Below are 18,165 nucleotides of genomic sequence, written 5' to 3'. Positions count from 1 at the left end.
CCGGCGGCCCTTCCTCAGCGCGAGAACGACTCGACGGCCACCGGGATCTTCGGAGGCTGCCAGCGGTAGGCCGGGTCCAGCACGTTGCGCTCGGGCACCTGGCCGCGCCACTGGATCTTGAGCAGGTCCATCAGCGTCCAGGCCGCCCAGTCGGCGCGAAAGGGCTGCTGCTGCGCGGCGCCGTCCGGCAGCGGCTGCCGGTTGCGCCAGATCACCGCCGGAATGCGGTAGCCCGAAGCGGTCGAAGGGCTGTGGCCCGCACGGTCGCTGCCATGCCCCACTTCCTGGCCGTGGTCCGACAGGTAGATCCAGGCGCGATAGTCATGCGGCTTGCCCGCGCTGCGCGTCTGCTGCAAAAGCTCGGACACCACGAAGTCGTGGTACAGCAGCGCGGCGTCGTACTCCTGCCGGAAGCGGCGCACCCAGGCCGACCGGCCGTTCTTCACCAGGCCGGTCTCGACCGCATCCACGTCGTCGTCGAAGGGATTGGCGTTCTCGGGAAAGCGCAGGCTGTAGTGCGGGTGCGCGCCCATCAGGTGCACCACGATCAGCTTGCGGTCGGTGCCCGCATCCTGCAGCGCCTCCTGCACGCAGTCGAGGATCTCGCCGTCCAGCGAGGCGCTGGCGCGGCCGGGCGTGCGGTTCACCATGTCCACCACATCGGCGAAGCGCGCATGCTGCTGCTCGATGGCCAGGTCGTCATGGTTGCTGATCCACCAGACCTTGTAGCCCGCGGCGCGTGCCAGCGCCAGCAGGTGCGGCGGGTTCTCGCCGTTCTCCGTGTGGGGCAAGCCGAAGTGGAACAGGTTGCGCAGCGCGGGCAGGGTGCTCGCGTCCGCCGACCACGCATTGCGCAGCACGGCCATCTGGTCGCCGGCCTGCGCCTTGTGCGCCAGCAGGCGCGGCGTGGTGGGGCGGCCGTAGCCGTAGAGCGCCATGTTGTCGCGGTTGATGCTGTCGGTGATGACCAGCACCACCGTCGACGGGCCGGCCTCCAGCGGCACGGGCGCGATCGCCTTGGCCTGCGCCATCATGCGGTCGCGCACCTGCTGCTGGTCGGCCCATGCGGCGCGCAGCGCCTGGACCGAATGCGACCACTGGGACCAGAACAGCGCGGGATGCAGCCGGCGCCACGGCTTGCTCGCATAGGCCAGGCAGGCGAGCAGCAGCACCATGAGCACCAGCGACCTCAGCCAGAACGGAAGGCGTTGGCGCACACCCGGCGCCGCCGAAGCTGAAACCGCCGCCGCACCGCGCCGAACGAACATGCCCGCGAGCACCGCGGCCCCCGCCAGCGCCGCCGACCAGACGACGGCGGACCGCCAGTGCATCCTCAGGTATTCGGTGCTTTCGCGCACGCTGGTGTTGGCCGCGGCGCCCAGCACCATCGCGCCGTCGGGCGCGGCCTGGTAGGTGTCGAGCAGGTAGGCGCGCGCCACGCCGTCGAGCGCGAAGCCCATCACCCAGAGCCAGACGAGCGCCGCGCGCAGGCGCCGCAGCCGCACGCTGCGCAGCGGCCACGCGAGCCACAGCACCATCGGCGCGGCGAGCACCGCGAGCTGCGCGATGCGCCGGCCGTCGTGGCCCAGCACGATGAATGCCAGCAGCGTGGCACCGACCGCGCCGCAGGCGAGCAGGGGGTGCGAGGCGTTCCGGACAGCGGACGCTTCGGAGTGGAGGGTGGTCAATCGTGCAAAGCGGGAGGTCGAGAGGGCGGGCGCATTTTGCCCCGCGGCGTGTGCGCTGCCTGCCAGTGTCCGGGCTGCAACGGGGTCTTTGCTGCGGCGCTGCGGGATATCCCCCACGGAACTTATTGCGCCTCGCAGGCCCAGACGGGCTCGCCCGGCATCGCCGGACATCTTCGTGAAGCCCGATAGAAAGGAACCCTCCCTCCATGTTCAGATCCAGCCGACTGCCCGCGCTGCTCCTCGCATTCGTTCTCTCGTGGGTGGCACTGCCGTCTGCATCCGCCGCCGAGCGGCAGATGGTCAGTTCCGCGGCCAACACCCTGAACATGCGCACCGGTCCCGGCCAGCGCTACGAAGCGCACTGGACCGTGGGCAAGGGCTACCCGTTCCGCGTCATCGGCCGCAAGGGCGACTGGCTGCGGGTCAGCGACTTCGAGAACGACAAGGCATGGGTCTACCGCCCGATGACCAGCAAGACGCCGCACCACGTGGTGAAGGCCAAGGTGGCCGTGCTGCGCAGGTCGCCGAGCACGCGCAGCCCGGTGGTGAAGCGGGCAGCGTATGGCGACGTGCTGCGCACGCTCGAGCGCCGCGGCGACTGGGTCAAGGTCCGGCACGAAGGCGGCGGCACCGGCTGGGTGGCGCGGCGCCTGGTGTGGGGCTGGTAGGCCTCAGGTCGCCGTGGCCTGCCGCACCGCGCGCTCCCAGCGCGCCATCGATTCCTCGGCCTGCGCGCGGCCCATGGTCGGCATGAAGCGCCGCTCCACCTTCCACAGCTTCGAGAGCTGCCGCGCGTCGCTGTAGACGCCGGTCGACAGGCCCGCCAGGTAGGCGGCGCCGAGCGCGGTGGTCTCGATCACTTCGGGCCGCACCACGGGAATGCCCAGCAGGTCGGCCTGGAACTGCATCAGCAGGTCGTTCACGCTGGCGCCGCCGTCCACGCGCAGTTCGGCGACGGGCGTGCCGCCGGCCGCCACCGCATCGCGGCTCATGGCCTGCAGCAGCGCGGCGCTCTGGTAGGCGATGCTCTCGAGCGCGGCGCGCGCGATGTGCGCCACCGTGGTCCCGCGCGTGAGGCCGGTGATGGTGCCGCGCGCATCGGCGTCCCAGTAGGGCGCGCCCAGGCCGGTGAAGGCCGGCACCATCATCACGCCGCCCGCATCGGGCACGCTTTCGGCGAGCGACTGCACTTCCGCGCTGCCCTTGATGGCCTTCAGGCCGTCGCGCAGCCACTGCACCACGGCGCCGCCGACGAACACGCTGCCTTCCATCGCGTACTGCGGCGTGGCGCTGGTCTGCGCGGCGCTGGTCACGAGCAGGCCGTTGTGCGAGGGCTGGAATTCGCCGCCGGTGTGCATCAGCAGGAAGCAGCCGGTGCCGTAGGTGTTCTTGGCCATGCCGGCCGCAAAGCAGGCCTGGCCGAAGAGGGCGCTCTGCTGGTCGCCGGCCACGCCGCCGATGGGCAGCGCGCGGCCGAGCAGGGCGGCGTCGGTGTCGGCAAAGTGCGAGCTCGACGGCTGCACGCTGGGCATGAGCGCAGCGGGAATGTCGAGCGCCTTGAGCAGGTCGGCATCCCATTCGTTGCGGTGCACGTTGAAGAGCATGGTGCGCGAGGCGTTGCTCACGTCGGTCACGTGCACCTTGCCGCCGGTGAGCTGCCACATGAGCCAGCTGTCGACGGTGCCGAAGGCGAGCTCGCCGCGCTCGGCCTGGGCGCGCGCGCCGGGCACGTTGTCGAGTAGCCAGCGCAGCTTGGTGCCGGAAAAATAGGCATCGATGACGAGCCCGGTCTTCTCCTGGATGGTGGCGGCCATGCCCTGGTCGCGCAGCTGCGCGCACATCGGCTCGGCGCGCCGGTCCTGCCAGACGATGGCGTGGTGCACGGGCTGGCCGGTCTTGCGGTTCCACAGCAGGGTGGTCTCGCGCTGGTTGGTGATGCCGATGGCGTGGATGTCCGCGGGCTGGACCTTGGCCTTGGCGAGCACGTCGCGCGCGGTGGCAAGCTGGCTGTGCCAGATCTCCATCGGGTCGTGTTCGACCCAGCCGGGCCGCGGATAGATTTGCGTGAGCTCCTTCTGCGCGATGGCGACGATGCGGCCTTCGCGGTCGAACACGATGCTGCGGGAGCTGGAGGTGCCCTGGTCGAGGGCGAGCAGGTAGGTCATGGCTTGAATGGTCCTCGTCGGGTCATGTCATTTGTTCTTGGCGCTGTTGTTCTTGTTGTTCAGGGCGCGTGCACAGATCACCGGGTACTCCCCTCCGCGAATGTCCCCCGGCCTGCGGCCTCCTCCTTGATTTCGCTGCGGGGAGCACCCGATGCTCTGTGCACATGGGCGCGCTGCTGGTGTATCGCTGATCAACGACCGCTCCGCATAACGCTCCCGTCGATGGGGTGCCTTGCGCAGCGAAATCAAGGGGGAGGCCGAAGGCCGGAGGACATTCGCGGAGCAAGGTACCCCGTCGGCGGGAGCGCGCCCTGAAGACAGCACCCAACGCCCAAAGGGAAGGACAGAAAAGCACGCTTGCATTTTCAATCGCGTGCAATCTCGAGCCGAACCTGCGCCGCATGCAGCAGATCGGCAAAAGGCGCCGGCGGCTCCGCGTCGGTGAAGAGGCGGTCGATCTGCGACAGCGTGCCCAGCTGGATCATCGCGGGCCGGTTGAACTTGCTCGCATCCGCCGCCAGCCACACCTCGCGTGCCTGCGCGATGATGGTCTGCGCCACCTTCACCTCGCGCAGGTCGAAGTCGCGCAGCGACCCGTCGGGCTCGATGCTCGACACGCCGATCAGCGCGATGTCCACCTTGAACTGGCGGATGAAATCGATCGTCGCCTCGCCCACGATCGCGCGGTCGCGCGGGCGCACCGAACCGCCCGCCACGATCACCTCGCACGAGGTGTTGCCGCTCAGGATCGTCGCCACGTTCAGGTTGTTGGTGATCACGCGCAAGCCCGTGTGGCGCAGCAGCGCCTTGGCGATGGCCTCGGTCGTGGTGCCGATGTTGAGGATCAGCGAACAGTCGTTGGGCACCAGCTCGGCCACGCGCCGCGCGATGCGCGCCTTGCCCTCCGCGTGCAGCGTTTCGCGCTGCTGGTAGCCGATGTTCTCGGTGGTGGAACTCGGCACGCGCACGCCGCCGTGAAAGCGCGTGAGCAACCCCTGGTCGGCCAGCCGCTGCACGTCGCGCCGCACCGTCTGCAGCGTGACACCCAGCATGTCGGCCAGCTGTTCGACGGTGACCGAGCCGCGCGTGCGCACGGTATCGAGAAGATTGATCTGGCGCGGATTGGAGTTCACAGAGGCGTCGTGGAAAGCGTGAAGACTCTCCAGAGAGTACAGGCCGCGCCACTTTAAAACGAAAGAAAACGAATCCAACTAAGGGAAAACTCGGAGGAAAATCGCGCCAAAAGGAATCCAAATGAAAAGACGCGAAAATACAATGGCGCCCTTCCGTGACCAAAGTCATGAACCAACGGGCCCATCTTCTGTGAGCGATTTCTCCTCCAATCCGCCTTCGCCGGCAACCGATTGCGACGTGCTGATCGTCGGCGGCGGCATCAACGGCTGCGGCATTGCGCGCGACCTGGCCGGCCGGGGCTGGCGCGTGGTGCTGTGCGAGAAGGACGATCTCGCCTCGCACACCTCGTCGTCCTCCACCAAGCTGATCCACGGCGGCCTGCGCTACCTCGAGTACTACGAGTTCTCGCTCGTGCGCAAGGCGCTGCAGGAGCGCGAAGTGCTGCTCAAGAGCGCGCCGCACATCATGTGGCCGCTGCGCTTCGTGATGCCGCACGACCCGTCGATGCGGCCGGCCTGGATGATCCGCATCGGCCTCTTCCTGTATGACCATCTCGCCAGGCGCGAAGTGCTGCCGGGCTCGCGCAGCATCGACCTGCGCAGCCATGCGGCCGGCGCGCCGCTCAAGCCGCAGTTCAAGCGCGGCTTCGTCTATTCCGACGGCTGGGTCGACGATGCGCGGCTCGTGGTGCTCAACGCCGTCGATGCCAGGGCCCGCGGCGCCGAAGTGCTCACGCGCACCCGCTGCGTGCATGCGCAGCGCGACGCCGATGGCTGGACCGCCACGCTCGAGGCCGCGGACGGCGGCATCCGCACGGTGCGCGCCCGCGCCGTGGTCAATGCCGCGGGGCCGTGGGCGGAATCGTTCCTGCGCGGCGTGGCGCAGTCGGCCAAGGGCGAGCCGCTGGCCACGCGGCACCTGCGGCTGGTCAAGGGCAGCCACATCGTGGTGCCGCGCCTGTTCGAACACGACCACGCCTACATCTTCCAGAACCCCGACAAGCGGATCATCTTCGCGATTCCCTACCAGGACGAGTTCACGCTGATCGGCACCACCGACATCGAGCTGAATGGCGACGATCCCGGCGCCGCGCGCATCGCCGAGGAAGAAATCGCCTACCTCTGCATGCAGGCGAGCCGCTATTTCGACAAGCCCGTGAAGCCGGCCGACGTGGTCTGGACCTATTCGGGCGTGCGCCCGCTGCTCGACGATGCGTCGGGCGATCCGTCGGCCGTCACGCGCGACTACATGCTCGAGTCGAACACCACCGCGGCACCGCTGCTGTCGGTGTGGGGCGGCAAGATCACCACCTTCCGCAAGCTGGCCGAGGACGCGGCCGACGAGGTCGGCAAGATGCTCGGCCAGTCGAGCGCGCAGCGTCCGCCCTGGACCGATGGCGCCTTCCTGGCCGGCGGCGATCTTTCCGCATGGATCGGCGCCGCCACGCGGCCCGACGACGATTTCGAACGCTTCGTGGCCGCGGTGCAGGCGCGCCATGCATGGCTGGACGCCAAGCTCGCGCGTCGCCTGGCACGTGCCTACGGCGCGCGCGTGGCCGAGCTGCTCGGCGACGCCAAGTCCATGGAAGACATGGGCGAAGCCGTGGCACCCGGCCTCCACGAGCGCGAACTGCGCTTCCTGCAAGAGAACGAGTGGGCCGTGAGCGCCGACGACGTGCTCTGGCGCCGCTCGAAGCTCGGCCTGCGCTACACGGCCGAAGAGCGCCGGCAGGTGGCCGCCTGGCTGCAGGCACGCACCACCAACAACAGCTACATGATCAACGGGGAGCGCTGATGCAATTGACTCTGGAGCGCGTCACCAAGAAGGTCGGCGCGCAGACCTGGCTCTACGAACAGAGCATTGCGCCCCAAAGCGGCGCGGTCACCGTGCTGCTGGGCGCCACGCAGGCCGGCAAGACCAGCCTGATGCGCCTGATGGCGGGGCTCGACACGCCCAGCACCGGCCGCGTGCTGGTCGACGGCAAGGACGTGACCGGCATGCCGGTGCGCGAGCGCAACGTGGCCATGGTGTACCAGCAGTTCATCAACTATCCGTCGCTCACCGTGGCCGACAACATCGCCTCGCCGCTCAAGCTGCGCGGCGAGGCCAACATCGAGGCGCGCGTGAAGGCGCTGGCCGACAAGCTGCACATCGGCATGTTCCTCGACCGCCTGCCGGCCGAGCTGTCGGGCGGGCAGCAGCAGCGCGTGGCGCTGGCGCGCGCGCTGGCCAAGAACGCGCCGCTGATGCTGCTCGATGAACCGCTGGTGAACCTCGACTACAAGCTGCGCGAAGGCCTGCGCGAAGAGCTCACGCAGCTTTTTGCCACCGGCGATTCGACGGTCATCTACGCCACCACCGAACCCGGCGAGGCGCTGCTGCTGGGCGGCTACACGGCCGTGATGGACGAGGGCGAGTTGCTGCAATACGGCCCGACCGCCGAGGTGTTCCACGCGCCGCAATCGCTGCGCGTGGCGCGCGCCTTCAGCGATCCGCCAATGAATCTGCTGGCCGGCACCGCAACGCCCGGCCGCGTGCAACTCGCAGGCGGACCGGTGCTGGCGCTGGCGGTGCCTGAAAGCGTTTCGGGCGCGGTCACCGTCGGCCTGCGCGCGAGTGCATTGAACGTGGACGCGGGGGAGGGCGACATCGCCTTGCCCGGCAAGGTGGAGCTGGCCGAGATCTCGGGCTCCGACACCTTCGTGCACGTGGAGACGGCGGTCGGCGAGCTGGTGGCGCAGCTCACCGGCGTGCACCGCTTCGAGCTGGGCACGGCGATCACGCTGTACTTCAGTGCTTCGCAGGCCTATGTGTTCGATGCCGGCGAAAAGCTGGCGCTCGCGCCGGCATGGCGCAAAGGAAGCTGACATGGCACGCATCGATCTCGACCTGGCCCACGCCTACCGCCCCAACCCGAAGCAGGACAGCGACTATGCGCTGCTGCCGCTCAAGATGAGCTTCCGCGATGGCGGCGCGTACGCCTTGCTCGGGCCCTCGGGCTGCGGCAAGACGACCATGCTCAACATCATCTCGGGCCTGCTGGTGCCGTCGCAGGGCACGGTGACCTTCGATGGCCGCGACATGACGCGCGCCACGCCGCAGGAACGCAACATCGCGCAGGTGTTCCAGTTTCCGGTGATCTACGACACCATGACCGTGGCCGAGAACCTTGCGTTTCCGCTGCGCAACCGCAAGGTGCCCGAAGACCAGATCAGGAAGCGCGTGGGCGAGATTGCCGAAATGCTCGACATGAGCGGGCAGCTGAACCAGCGCGCCTCGGGCCTCGCGGCCGATGCCAAGCAGAAGATCTCGCTCGGCCGCGGCCTGGTGCGCAGCGACGTCTCGGCGGTGCTGTTCGACGAGCCGCTGACGGTGATCGATCCGCACCTCAAGTGGCAGCTGCGCCGCAAGCTCAAGCAGATCCACCGCGAGCTCAAGCTCACGCTGATCTACGTGACGCACGACCAGGTCGAGGCGCTCACCTTCGCCGAAGAGGTGGTGGTGATGACGCGCGGCAAGGCCGTGCAGGTGGGCAGCGCCGAGGCGCTGTTCGAGCGGCCGGCGCATACCTTCGTCGGCCACTTCATCGGCTCGCCGGGCATGAACTTTCTTTCGGCGAAGAGCGCGAACGGCGCGCTCGAGGTGGCGGGCACGCCGCTCGTGCCGACGCGCGAACTGCCGCAGGGCGCGCTCAAGATCGGCATCCGGCCCGAGTACCTGCGCCTGTCGAACGCGGGCGCCGCCGGCGCCGTGCCGGCCGTGGTGAAGCAGGTGCAGGACGTCGGCACGCACGCCATGCTGAGCGCCGAGGTCGACGGCGGCGTGGTCAAGGTGCGGCTGCACTCGGACGACCAGCCGCCGGCAGTGGGCGACACCGTGTGGCTGCGGGTGCTCGACACCCACACCTGCTACTACAAGGACGAGGAGCTGGTGGCATGAACACCCCGATCACAAACAGCCTGGTGCCTTTGTCTTTCTCCCTCCCCTTCCGGGGGAGGGCCGGGGTGGGGGCAAGCGGCGCCACCATCGGGCGCTCCGTCTGCCCCCATCCCAACCTTCCCCCGGAAGGGGAAGGAGCCAAGCCATGAACGCAACCAACAAGCCCATCAATCAAAAGGCCTGGTGGCTCGTGCTGCCGGTGCTGATCTGCGTGGCCTTCTCGGCCATCGTGCCGCTGATGACGGTGGTCAACTATTCGGTGCAGGACATCATCTCACCCGACCGGCGCGTGTTCGTCGGCACCGAGTGGTTCGCCTCGGTGATGCGCGACGACGAACTGCACCAGGCGCTGTGGCGCCAGCTGGGCTTTTCGCTGTCGGTGTTGCTGGTGGAGATTCCGCTGGGCATCTGCCTGGCGCTGTCGATGCCGGCCAAGGGCTGGAAGTCTTCGGCGGTGCTGGTGGTGGTGGCGCTGTCGCTGCTGATTCCCTGGAACGTGGTCGGCACCATCTGGCAGATCTACGGCCGCGCCGACATCGGCCTGCTGGGCCATGCGCTGCAGAAGCTGGGCATCGACTACAACTACACGGGCAGCGCGGCGGACGCGTGGCTCACGGTGCTGGTGATGGACGTGTGGCACTGGACGCCGCTGGTGGCGCTGCTGTGCTTTGCCGGCCTGCGCTCGATTCCCGACGCCTACTACCAGGCCGCGCGCATCGACGGCGCGAGCAAGTTCGCGGTGTTCCGCTACATCCAGCTGCCGAAGATGCGCGGCGTGCTGATGATCGCGGTGCTGCTGCGTTTCATGGACAGCTTCATGATCTACACCGAGCCCTTCGTCTTGACGGGCGGCGGGCCGGGCAACGCCACCACCTTCCTGAGCCAGTACCTCACGCAGAAGGCGGTGGGGCAGTTCGACCTGGGTCCGGCGGCTGCTTTCTCGCTGATCTATTTCCTGATCATCCTGTTGTTCTGCTTCGTGCTCTACAACTGGATGCAGCGGGTCGGGACGCAGGAAGTGGAGGTCGAGAAATGATTTGTTCCTGGTCCTCCTATTCAGGGCGCGCTCCCGCCGACGGGGTACCTTGCTCCGCGAATGTCCCCCGCCTTCGGCTCCTCCTTGATTTCGCTGCGCAAGGCACCCGATCGACGGGAGCGTTGGACAGAGCAGTTGTTGATCAGCCATACACCAGCGGCGTGCCCTGGTGCACAGGGCATCGGGTGCTCCCCGCAGCGAAATCAAGGAGGAGGCCGCAGGCCGGGGGACATTCGCGGAGGGGAGTACCCGGTGGCCTGTGCACGCGCCCTGAACGGCAGCGCCAAGAACAACAGCAACAAGAACAAAAACAAATGGAGCAACCGACATGAACGATAAGAGATTCCGCAAGCGCAGCATCTTCCTGGTGCTGTACATCCTGTTCGCGCTGCTGCCCATCTACTGGATGGTCAACATGAGCTTCAAGACGAACGAGGAAATCGTCTCCAGCTTCTCGTTCTTTCCGCACGAGCTCACCTGGGCCAACTACGCGCGCATCTTCACCGACGAGTCGTGGTACTCGGGCTACATCAACAGCCTGATCTACGTGGCCATCAACACCGTGATCTCGCTCACCGTGGCGCTGCCGGCGGCGTATGCGTTTTCGCGCTATTCGTTCCTCGGCGACAAGCACGTCTTCTTCTGGCTGCTGACCAACCGCATGACCCCGCCCGCGGTGTTCCTGCTGCCGTTCTTCCAGCTCTACAGCACCGTCGGCCTGATGGACACCCACCTGGGCGTGGCGCTCGCGCACCTGCTGTTCAACGTGCCGCTGGCGGTGTGGATTCTCGAAGGCTTCATGAGCGGCATTCCGCGCGAGATCGACGAGACGGCGTACATCGACGGCTACTCGTTCCCGCGCTTCTTCGTGAAGATTTTCCTGCCGCTCATCAAGGCCGGCGTGGGCGTGGCGGCGTTCTTCTGCTTCATGTTCAGCTGGGTCGAGCTGCTGCTTGCGCGCACGCTCACCAGCGTGAACGCCAAGCCCATCGTCGCGACCATGACCCGCACCGTGAGCGCCTCCGGCATGGACTGGGCCACGCTGGCCGCCGCGGGCGTGCTCACCATCGTGCCGGGTGCGATCGTGATCTGGTTCGTGCGCCACTACATCGCAAAAGGCTTTGCGATGGGTCGGGTCTAGGAGGAGGGCGGAAACATGTTCGATTGGATGGTCTGGACCACCCCGGTGGCCGTTTTCTTCATCTGCATCGCGCTCATGCTGGTCGGCATGACGGTGTGGGAGTTCAAGTCGCCCACCACCATGCGGCGCGGCTGGCTGCCGATTGCCACCACGCGCGGCGACCGGCTCTTCATCGGGCTGCTGGCCGCGGCCTATGTGAACCTGGTCTTCATCGGCCTGGCCGGCAAGTTCCAGGAATGGATGAGCCTGGAAGCCGAGCCCTCGATCTGGATCAGCTTCGTGCTGTCGATGGGGCTGCTCGCGCTGGTGATGCGCAAGGGCTGAGCGGCCGAAGACAGCCTGCTTCGTTTTTTTCCACACAGCGTTCCGGCTCTCCGCCTCCCCGGAGCCGTGATCGGACACAACACCGGGGAAGCACCAACCGAGGAGACAATTTTCATGAAGATGCGCTACACGGCATTGGCACTGGCAGCGGCGATGTTCGCCGCGCACGGTGCGGCATCGGCGGGCGAGGCCGAAGCCAAGAAATGGATCGACAGCGAATTCCAGCCATCGACCTTGTCCAAGGACAAGCAGATGGAAGAAATGAAATGGTTCATCGAAGCCGCCAAGAAGCTTCAGGCCAAGGGCGTGAAAGAGGTGTCCGTCGTCTCCGAAACGCTGACCACCCACGAGTACGAATCGAAGACGCTGGCCAAGGCCTTCGAGGAAATCACCGGCATCAAGGTCAAGCACGACCTGATCCAGGAAGGCGACGTGGTCGAGAAGCTGCAGACCTCCATGCAGTCGGGCAAGTCGATCTACGACGGCTGGGTGTCCGACTCCGACCTGATCGGCACGCACTACCGCTACGGCAAGATCATGTCGCTGACCGAGTACATGGGCGGTGCGGGCAAGGAGTACACCAACCCCGGCCTCGACCTGAAGGACTTCATCGGCACCAGCTTCACCACCGCGCCCGACGGCCAGCTCTACCAGCTGCCAGACCAGCAGTTCGCCAACCTCTACTGGTTCCGCGCCGACCTGTTCGCGCGCAAGGACCTGCAGGACAAGTTCAAGGCCAAGTACGGCTACGACCTGGGCGTGCCGCTCAACTGGAGCGCCTACGAGGACATCGCCGAGTTCTTCAGCGTCGACGTGAAGAACATCGACGGCAAGCCGATCTACGGCCACATGGACTACGGCAAGAAGGACCCGTCGCTGGGCTGGCGCTTCACCGATGCGTGGCTCTCGATGGCGGGCGCCGCCGACAAGGGCATTCCCAACGGCATGCCGATCGACGAATGGGGCATCCGCGTGGCCGCGGACAAGTGCACGCCCACGGGCGCGGCCGTCTCGCGCGGCGGCGCCACCAACTCGCCAGCTGCCGTGTACGCGCTCACCAAGTACATCGACTGGATGAAGAAGTACGCGCCCAAGGAAGCCATGGGCATGACCTTCGGCGAATCGGGCCCGGTGCCGGCGCAGGGCCAGATCGCCCAGCAGATCTTCTGGTACACGGCCTTCACGGCCGACATGACCAAGAAGGGCCTGCCGGTCGTGAACGAAGACGGCTCGCCCAAGTGGCGCATGGCCCCCGGCCCGAACGGCCCGTACTGGAAGCAGGGCATGCAGAACGGCTACCAGGACGTGGGCTCGTGGACCTTCTTCAAGGGCCATGACGCCAACAAGACGGCGGCGGCCTGGCTCTACGCGCAGTTCATCACCGCCAAGACCACGTCGCTGAAGAAGTCGATCACCGGCCTGACCTTCATCCGCGACAGCGACATCCGTTCGGACTTCTTCACCCAGAACGCCAACAAGTACGGCGGCCTGATCGAGTTCTACCGCAGCCCGGCGCGCGTGGCCTGGACGCCCACCGGCACCAACGTGCCCGACTACCCGAAGCTCGCGCAGCTCTGGTGGAAGAACGTGGCCGAGGCCGTCACGGGCGAGAAGACCCCGCAGAAGGCCATGGACAACCTGGCCGACGAGATGGACAACGTGATGGCCCGCCTCGAGCGCGCCGGCATGGCCAAGTGCGCGCCCAAGCTCAACCCGAAGGGCGACCCGGCCAAGTACCTGAGCGACGACCACGCGCCCTGGAAGAAGCTGGCCAACGAGAAGCCCAAGGGCGAGACCATCGACTACAACAAGCTGCTGACGGCCTGGAAGGAAGGCAAGGTGCGCTGAGCGGCTGCTTTCCCGCAGACAGCAGCGTTCCACGAAGGGCCGCGCCGAAGGGTGCGGCCTTTTTTTCGCTCATTCGTGGGGCCGACGCGACGGCATGACCAATGGCAGATGCGCCAGTGCTACGGTTGGCTTACATTCGACGGCCCTCGCCTTGCCCCAGCACGTGAACTCAAGCATTTCCAGCCCCGCCGCGCGCATCAAGCGTGTCCTGATGATCCACTATTCGCAGACCGGCCAGCTCGGCAGCGTCGCCGAGCAGATCGTCGCGCCGCTCAGGGCCGATCCGGGGATTTCCGTGCATGTCGAAACCCTGCGTCCGCTGGCGGATTTCCCGTTCCCCTGGCCCTTCCTGGCCTTCTTCGACGCGTTCCCGGAGTCGGCCCACATGAAGCCGCCGCCGCTGGCGCCGCTCTCGCTCACGGGTGACGAGGATTTCGACCTGGTCATCCTGCCCTACCAGGTGTGGTTCCTGGCGCCGTCGCAGCCGGTCGTCGCCTTTCTCAAGCATCCGCTGGCCCGGCGCCTGCTCGCGGGCAAGCCGGTGGTCACGGTCATTGCCTGCCGCAACATGTGGCTGCTGGCCCACGAGAAGCTCAAGGGCCTGCTCGACGCGGTGGGCGCGCGCCTGATCGACAACGTGGTGCTCACCGATCCCGGCCCGACGCTCGCCACCTTCTTCACCACGCCGGCCTGGCTGATCTGGGGACGCAAGCGCGGTTTCTGGGGCATGCCCGACGCGGGGCTGAGCGATGCGCAGATCCAGGGCGCGGGCCGTTTCGGCCGGGCGCTGCGCGAGGCGCTGCACGGCGACCGGGAGCGCGGATCGCAGCCGCTGCTCGCGGGCCTGGGCGCGGTGCAGGCCGATGCGCGGCTTCTCGTGAGCGAAAAGGCCGGCACGCGCAGCTTTTTCCTCTGGGGCAAGCTGATCATGGCGGCGGGCCGGCCCGGCGCCTGGCAGCGCAAGCCGCTGCTGCTGCTCTACGTGGTGTTCCTGCTCGTGCTCATTGTCACGGTCGTGCCGGTGAGCTTGAGCCTGCAGGCGCTGCTGCGGCCGTTGTTCAAGGGGTGGCTGACTAAAATGACGGCGCGCTTCGAACGCCCTTCGGGCTCGGCCACGGACCGTTCTCCCCTTTATGACGACTGAAGTCTTCCTGACCCGCACCGCCGCCTTCCTGCCCTTTTCCCCGGTCAGCAACGAAGACATCGAAGACGTGCTCGGCCGGATCGGCGGCAAGGCCTCGCGCGCGCGGCGGCTGATCCTTCGCAGCAACGGCATCCAGTCGCGCCACTACGCGATCGACCGGGCCACCGGCCGGCTCGCCATGAGCAATGCGCAGCTCACGGCCGAGGCCATCCGGGCGCTCGGCGACATCGGCCCGGTGGATTGCCTCGCCACCGGCACCTCGCTGCCCGACCAGCTCATGCCCAACCACGCGGTGATGGTGCACGGCGAGCTCGGGTGGCCGCGGCTCGAAGTGGTGGCTTGCGCGGGCATCTGCCTGGCGGGCACCACGGCACTCAAGCACGCCTGGCTCTCGGTGCGCTCGGGCGATGCGCGGCGCGCGGTGGCCACCGGGTCGGAACTGGCCTCGGCCGTGATGCGCGGCTCCAGGTTCGAAGCCGAACTCGAACACAAGCTCCAGGCGCTCGAAGAGCGGCCCGAACTCGCCTTCGAAAAGGACTTCCTGCGCTGGATGCTTTCCGACGGCGCCGGCGCCGTGCTGCTCGAGCGCGAGCCGCGCGGCCCGCTGTCGCTGCGCGTGGAATGGATCGACCTGTCTTCGGCCGCGCACGAACTGCCGGTGTGCATGTATGCGGGCGCCGACAAGAATGCCGAGGGCGGGCTCGACGGCTGGGCGCGCACCGATCCCGAAGACTGGCGGCGCGAATCGACCTTTGCCGTCAAGCAGGACGTGCGCCTGCTCAACGAGAACATCGTGCGCGCCACGCTGGGCGAGCCGCTCGCGGCCATCGTGGAGAAGCGCGGCCTGAAGGCAGCGGACGTCGACTGGTTCCTGCCGCACCTGTCGTCCGGCTATTTCGTCGAACCCGTGAGCCGCTGCCTCGAACAGATGGGTTTTGCCATTCCGCGCGAGCGCTGGTTCAGCAATCTTGCGACCAAGGGCAACACCGGGTCGGCGTCGCCCTACATCATGCTCGACGAACTGTTCCGCTCGGGCCGCATCAAGCCCGGCCACAAGCTGCTGATGTTCGTGCCCGAAAGCGGCCGCTTCTCGAGCGGCTTCATCTACCTGGAAGCCATCTAGCCATGGACCTCGACGCTGTTCCGCAAGAAGGCAACGCCACGCTCGACGGCCACGCCAAGCTCATGTATGCGCGCGACGCGCAGGGCCGCGTGGTCACCACCCGCTCGCGCGGCTGGGAGGCGGAGGAAATCGTCACCAGCCATGCGGTCGACGTGCTGGTCGAGCAGGCCCGCGAAGCGAAGGAGCGCGTGGCCCGCGGGCTTGCGTCGCCGCTCGAATACTGGATGTACGAGCGCCGCATGGACGTGGCGCTGCTCTCGCAGACCAGCGGCTTCTGGCAATGGCGCGTGCGGCGCCACCTGAAGCCAAAGCACTTCGCGGCGCTGCCCCAGAAACACCTGGCGCGCTATTCGGAGGCGCTGGGGCTTCCCGTTTCCACCTTGCAGGGCCTGCCGTGAAATTCGAACACCAGCAAGCGGCGCATTGCGAAAGCGGCGTCATCTCGAACCTCATGCGCCACCACGGCGTGCCCATGACGGAGAGCATGGCGCTCGGCCTGTCGTCGGCGCTGTCCTTCGCCTACCTGCCGTTCATCAAGCTCTCGGGCCTGCCGCTCATCTCGTACCGCATGCCGCCCAAGGCCATCATCAAGGGCCTGCTGGCACCGATGGCCGCGCGCTTTCGCTTCGAGACCTTCCGCAGCGCCGAGGCCGGCGCGCAGCGCCTCGATGCGCTGCTCGCGGGCGGGCAGATCGTGGGGCTGCAGACCTCGGTCTACTGGCTGCCGTACTTTCCGCCCAACATGCGCTTCCACTTCAACGCGCACAACCTGCTGGTGTACGGCAAGGACGGCGACGACTACCTGATCAGCGACCCGGTGTTCGAGGAGCCGGTGCGCTGCGCCAGCGCCGATCTTTCGCGAGCGCGCTTCGCCAAGGGCGTGCTCGCGCCCAAGGGCCTCATGTACTACCCGCAGGCCATCGAGCGCAAGACGGTCGATGCGGCGTCGGTGACCAAGGCGATCCGCAAGACGGTGCGCACCATGCTCGCGCCGGTTCCGATCGTCGGCGTGCGCGGCATGCGCACGCTGGCCAGCCGCATGCAGAAGCTGTCGCCGGGCGATCCACGCAGCGTCGACTTCATCGGCCACGTGGTGCGCATGCAGGAAGAAATCGGCACGGGCGGGGCGGGCTTCCGCTTCATCTACGCGGGCTTCCTGCAGGAGGCGGCGCAGCTGCTCGACAAGCCGCAGCTGCAGCAGATGTCCGAGCGGCTGATCTCCATCGGCGACGATTGGCGTGCGTTTGCACTCAAGGCCGCGCGCATGGTGAAGGGCCGCGAGCCGGTCGATCCCGCGGCGCTGGCCGGCAAGCTGCGCGAGCAGGCGCAGCAGGAAGAAACCTTCTTTCGCGACCTCAGGGCCGCTGTTGCCTGAATGGGAGCTTGTTCTTCCATGAGTCGCGTTGGAGGGCATTCGGGGCGCTGCTGTTCAGGGCGGGTGCACAGGCCACCGGGTACTCCCCTCCGCGAATGTCCCCCGCCTTCGGCTCCTCCTTTATTTCGCTGCGGGGAGCACCCGATGCCCTGTGCACCAGGGCACGCTCTGTGTGTATCGCTGATCAACCACCGCTCTGTCCAACGCTCTCGTCGATGGGGTGCCTTGCGCAGCGAAATCAAGGGGGAGGCCGAAGGCCGGAGGACATTCGCGGAGCAAGGTACCCCGTCGGCGGGAGCGCACCCCGAACAGCAGCCTCCCGAACAAGACACAGCCCGATGCTGGAACTGAAGAACCTAGGCCACCGCTATCCGCACGCCGACGCGGCCGCGCTGACCGACGTCTCGCTTGCGGTGCCCCGGGGCTGTGTCATGGGCCTGCTCGGCCCCAACGGCGCGGGCAAGACCACGCTGATCTCGCATCTGTCGGGCGCGCTCGCCGTGCAGTGGGGCGAGATCCTCATCGACGGCCAGCCGCTGCAGCAGGTGCGCGCCAAGGCACCCACGCGCATCGCGGTGGCGCCGCAGGACCAGGCCTTCTATCCGATGCTCACCGTGGCCGAGAACCTCGCATGCTTTGCCGCGGCGGGCGGCCTGGCCGGTGCGCGCAAGAAGGCGCGCATCGAGGCCTGCACGCACTTTGCGCAGCTCGAACAGTTTGCCGGCGTGCGCGCCGAACGTCTCTCGGGCGGCCTCAAGCGCCGCCTCAACCTGGCCATCGCGTTGCTGCCCGAGCCCGAGCTGATGCTGTTCGACGAGCCCACGGTGGGCGTCGATCCGCAGTCGCGCGCCTTCATCCTCGATGCCATCAAGAGCCTGGCGCAGCAGGGCGCGGCGGTGATCTATGCCTCGCACTACATGGAAGAGATCGAGGCCATTGCCGATCGCGTGGCCATCCTCGACCATGGCCGCGTACTGCGCGAAGGCTCGCTCGAGCAACTGCTGTCCAAGAGCGCCATGCTGCTCACGCTGGCCGCCGACGGGCTCGACGCGCAGAAGCTCTCGCGCTTCGGCACGGTGGAGCAGGGCGGCGTGCACTGGCGCATTCACCTGCGCGAAGGCACCGGGCCCGGCCCCGTGCTGCAGGCGCTGGAGGCCGAAGGCATCGAAGTACGCCACGCCGAGTTCGGCCGCCACGATCTCGAGCAGCTCTTCATGGCGCTCACCCATCGCTCGCTGCGCGACTGAA

The 18,165-nt window shown here is 67.4% G+C and carries 16 protein-coding genes; 13 read left to right on the top strand and 3 right to left on the bottom strand.

The window, feature by feature from the left end; all coding sequences use genetic code 11:
- Positions 1–14: 14 nt before the first annotated feature.
- Positions 15–1,859 carry a phosphoethanolamine transferase gene (locus ACAM58_RS16465; protein ID WP_369663100.1) on the bottom strand — a complete coding sequence of 615 codons (1,845 nt, stop codon included), beginning with the start codon at positions 1,857–1,859 and terminating at the stop codon, positions 15–17.
- Positions 1,860–1,894: 35 nt separating this feature from the next.
- Here ACAM58_RS16465 and ACAM58_RS16460 point away from each other — a divergent pair, with 35 nt between their 5' ends.
- The gene (locus ACAM58_RS16460) at positions 1,895–2,356 is read left to right on the top strand and encodes an SH3 domain-containing protein (protein ID WP_369663099.1); all 462 of its coding nucleotides are present in this window, start codon (positions 1,895–1,897) and stop codon (positions 2,354–2,356) included.
- A 3-nt stretch (positions 2,357–2,359) separates the two neighbouring features.
- On the opposite strand, the gene glpK is transcribed toward ACAM58_RS16460, so the two are convergent.
- Together glpK and ACAM58_RS16450 are read right to left on the bottom strand one after the other, a co-directional pair.
- Positions 2,360–3,853 (bottom strand): glycerol kinase GlpK, encoded by a 1,494-nt coding sequence (gene glpK, locus ACAM58_RS16455; RefSeq protein ID WP_369663098.1) that lies wholly within the window; start codon positions 3,851–3,853, stop codon positions 2,360–2,362.
- A gap of 365 nt (positions 3,854–4,218) precedes the next feature.
- Entirely contained in the window at positions 4,219–4,986 is a 768-nt protein-coding gene (locus ACAM58_RS16450) for a DeoR/GlpR family DNA-binding transcription regulator (RefSeq protein ID WP_012748495.1), read from the bottom strand.
- A 121-nt stretch (positions 4,987–5,107) separates the two neighbouring features.
- Between ACAM58_RS16450 and glpD the strand changes: the two genes are divergently transcribed.
- From glpD to ACAM58_RS16390, 12 genes are all read left to right on the top strand, one after another.
- The gene (gene glpD / locus ACAM58_RS16445) at positions 5,108–6,781 is read left to right on the top strand and encodes a glycerol-3-phosphate dehydrogenase (protein ID WP_369663097.1); all 1,674 of its coding nucleotides are present in this window, start codon (positions 5,108–5,110) and stop codon (positions 6,779–6,781) included.
- A complete protein-coding gene (locus tag ACAM58_RS16440; protein ID WP_369663096.1) occupies positions 6,781–7,854 on the top strand; it encodes an ABC transporter ATP-binding protein in 1,074 nt (357 codons plus the stop codon). Before glpD ends, ACAM58_RS16440 begins: the two co-directional genes overlap by 1 nt.
- Before the next feature lies 1 nt (position 7,855).
- Positions 7,856–8,926, top strand: coding sequence for an ABC transporter ATP-binding protein (locus tag ACAM58_RS16435; protein ID WP_062366553.1), 1,071 nt, complete (start codon positions 7,856–7,858; stop codon positions 8,924–8,926).
- Positions 8,927–9,071: 145 nt separating this feature from the next.
- Entirely contained in the window at positions 9,072–9,962 is an 891-nt protein-coding gene (locus ACAM58_RS16430) for a carbohydrate ABC transporter permease (protein ID WP_018907389.1), read from the top strand.
- Between the two features lie 328 nt (positions 9,963–10,290).
- Positions 10,291–11,103 (top strand): carbohydrate ABC transporter permease, encoded by an 813-nt coding sequence (locus ACAM58_RS16425; protein ID WP_018907388.1) that lies wholly within the window; start codon positions 10,291–10,293, stop codon positions 11,101–11,103.
- A 15-nt stretch (positions 11,104–11,118) separates the two neighbouring features.
- Complete coding sequence (locus tag ACAM58_RS16420; protein ID WP_012748489.1) at positions 11,119–11,427, top strand: DUF2160 domain-containing protein; 309 nt, start codon at positions 11,119–11,121, stop codon at positions 11,425–11,427.
- A gap of 114 nt (positions 11,428–11,541) precedes the next feature.
- Entirely contained in the window at positions 11,542–13,275 is a 1,734-nt protein-coding gene (locus ACAM58_RS16415) for an ABC transporter substrate-binding protein (RefSeq protein ID WP_012748488.1), read from the top strand.
- Between the two features lie 163 nt (positions 13,276–13,438).
- The gene (locus ACAM58_RS16410) at positions 13,439–14,419 is read left to right on the top strand and encodes a dialkylrecorsinol condensing enzyme (protein ID WP_150106791.1); all 981 of its coding nucleotides are present in this window, start codon (positions 13,439–13,441) and stop codon (positions 14,417–14,419) included.
- Positions 14,409–15,542, top strand: coding sequence for a beta-ketoacyl-ACP synthase III (locus ACAM58_RS16405; protein WP_012748486.1), 1,134 nt, complete (start codon positions 14,409–14,411; stop codon positions 15,540–15,542). Before ACAM58_RS16410 ends, ACAM58_RS16405 begins: the two co-directional genes overlap by 11 nt.
- A 2-nt stretch (positions 15,543–15,544) precedes the next feature.
- The gene (locus ACAM58_RS16400) at positions 15,545–15,940 is read left to right on the top strand and encodes a hypothetical protein (protein ID WP_012748485.1); all 396 of its coding nucleotides are present in this window, start codon (positions 15,545–15,547) and stop codon (positions 15,938–15,940) included.
- The gene (locus tag ACAM58_RS16395) at positions 15,937–16,917 is read left to right on the top strand and encodes a BtrH N-terminal domain-containing protein (RefSeq protein WP_012748484.1); all 981 of its coding nucleotides are present in this window, start codon (positions 15,937–15,939) and stop codon (positions 16,915–16,917) included. The genes ACAM58_RS16400 and ACAM58_RS16395 overlap by 4 nt, the downstream gene beginning before the upstream one ends.
- 338 nt (positions 16,918–17,255) lie before the next feature.
- A complete protein-coding gene (locus ACAM58_RS16390; RefSeq protein WP_012748483.1) occupies positions 17,256–18,164 on the top strand; it encodes an ABC transporter ATP-binding protein in 909 nt (302 codons plus the stop codon).
- Position 18,165: the final 1 nt, after the last annotated feature.

Source organism: Variovorax sp. V116 (assembly GCF_041154435.1).
In the GTDB taxonomy this organism is placed as follows: Bacteria; Pseudomonadota; Gammaproteobacteria; order Burkholderiales; family Burkholderiaceae_C; genus Variovorax; species Variovorax paradoxus.
The sequence above is the reverse complement of the archived record's forward strand: the minus strand, read 5'-3'. Positions and strand labels throughout refer to the sequence as shown.

Bases quoted from the DNA above. Each gene is read 5' to 3' on its own strand.
- glpK (WP_369663098.1), bottom strand. From the start codon at position 3,853: ATGACCTACCTGCTCGCCCTCGACCAGGGCACCTCCAGCTCCCGCAGC.
- ACAM58_RS16400 (WP_012748485.1), top strand. From the start codon at position 15,545: ATGGACCTCGACGCTGTTCCGCAAGAAGGCAACGCCACGCTCGACGGC.
- ACAM58_RS16420 (WP_012748489.1), top strand. From the start codon at position 11,119: ATGTTCGATTGGATGGTCTGGACCACCCCGGTGGCCGTTTTCTTCATC.
- glpD (WP_369663097.1), top strand. From the start codon at position 5,108: ATGAAAAGACGCGAAAATACAATGGCGCCCTTCCGTGACCAAAGTCAT.
- ACAM58_RS16465 (WP_369663100.1), bottom strand. From the start codon at position 1,859: ATGTCCGGCGATGCCGGGCGAGCCCGTCTGGGCCTGCGAGGCGCAATA.
- ACAM58_RS16460 (WP_369663099.1), top strand. From the start codon at position 1,895: ATGTTCAGATCCAGCCGACTGCCCGCGCTGCTCCTCGCATTCGTTCTC.
- ACAM58_RS16430 (WP_018907389.1), top strand. From the start codon at position 9,072: ATGAACGCAACCAACAAGCCCATCAATCAAAAGGCCTGGTGGCTCGTG.
- ACAM58_RS16405 (WP_012748486.1), top strand. From the start codon at position 14,409: ATGACGACTGAAGTCTTCCTGACCCGCACCGCCGCCTTCCTGCCCTTT.
- ACAM58_RS16440 (WP_369663096.1), top strand. From the start codon at position 6,781: ATGCAATTGACTCTGGAGCGCGTCACCAAGAAGGTCGGCGCGCAGACC.
- ACAM58_RS16435 (WP_062366553.1), top strand. From the start codon at position 7,856: ATGGCACGCATCGATCTCGACCTGGCCCACGCCTACCGCCCCAACCCG.
- ACAM58_RS16390 (WP_012748483.1), top strand. From the start codon at position 17,256: ATGCTGGAACTGAAGAACCTAGGCCACCGCTATCCGCACGCCGACGCG.
- ACAM58_RS16425 (WP_018907388.1), top strand. From the start codon at position 10,291: ATGAACGATAAGAGATTCCGCAAGCGCAGCATCTTCCTGGTGCTGTAC.
- ACAM58_RS16415 (WP_012748488.1), top strand. From the start codon at position 11,542: ATGAAGATGCGCTACACGGCATTGGCACTGGCAGCGGCGATGTTCGCC.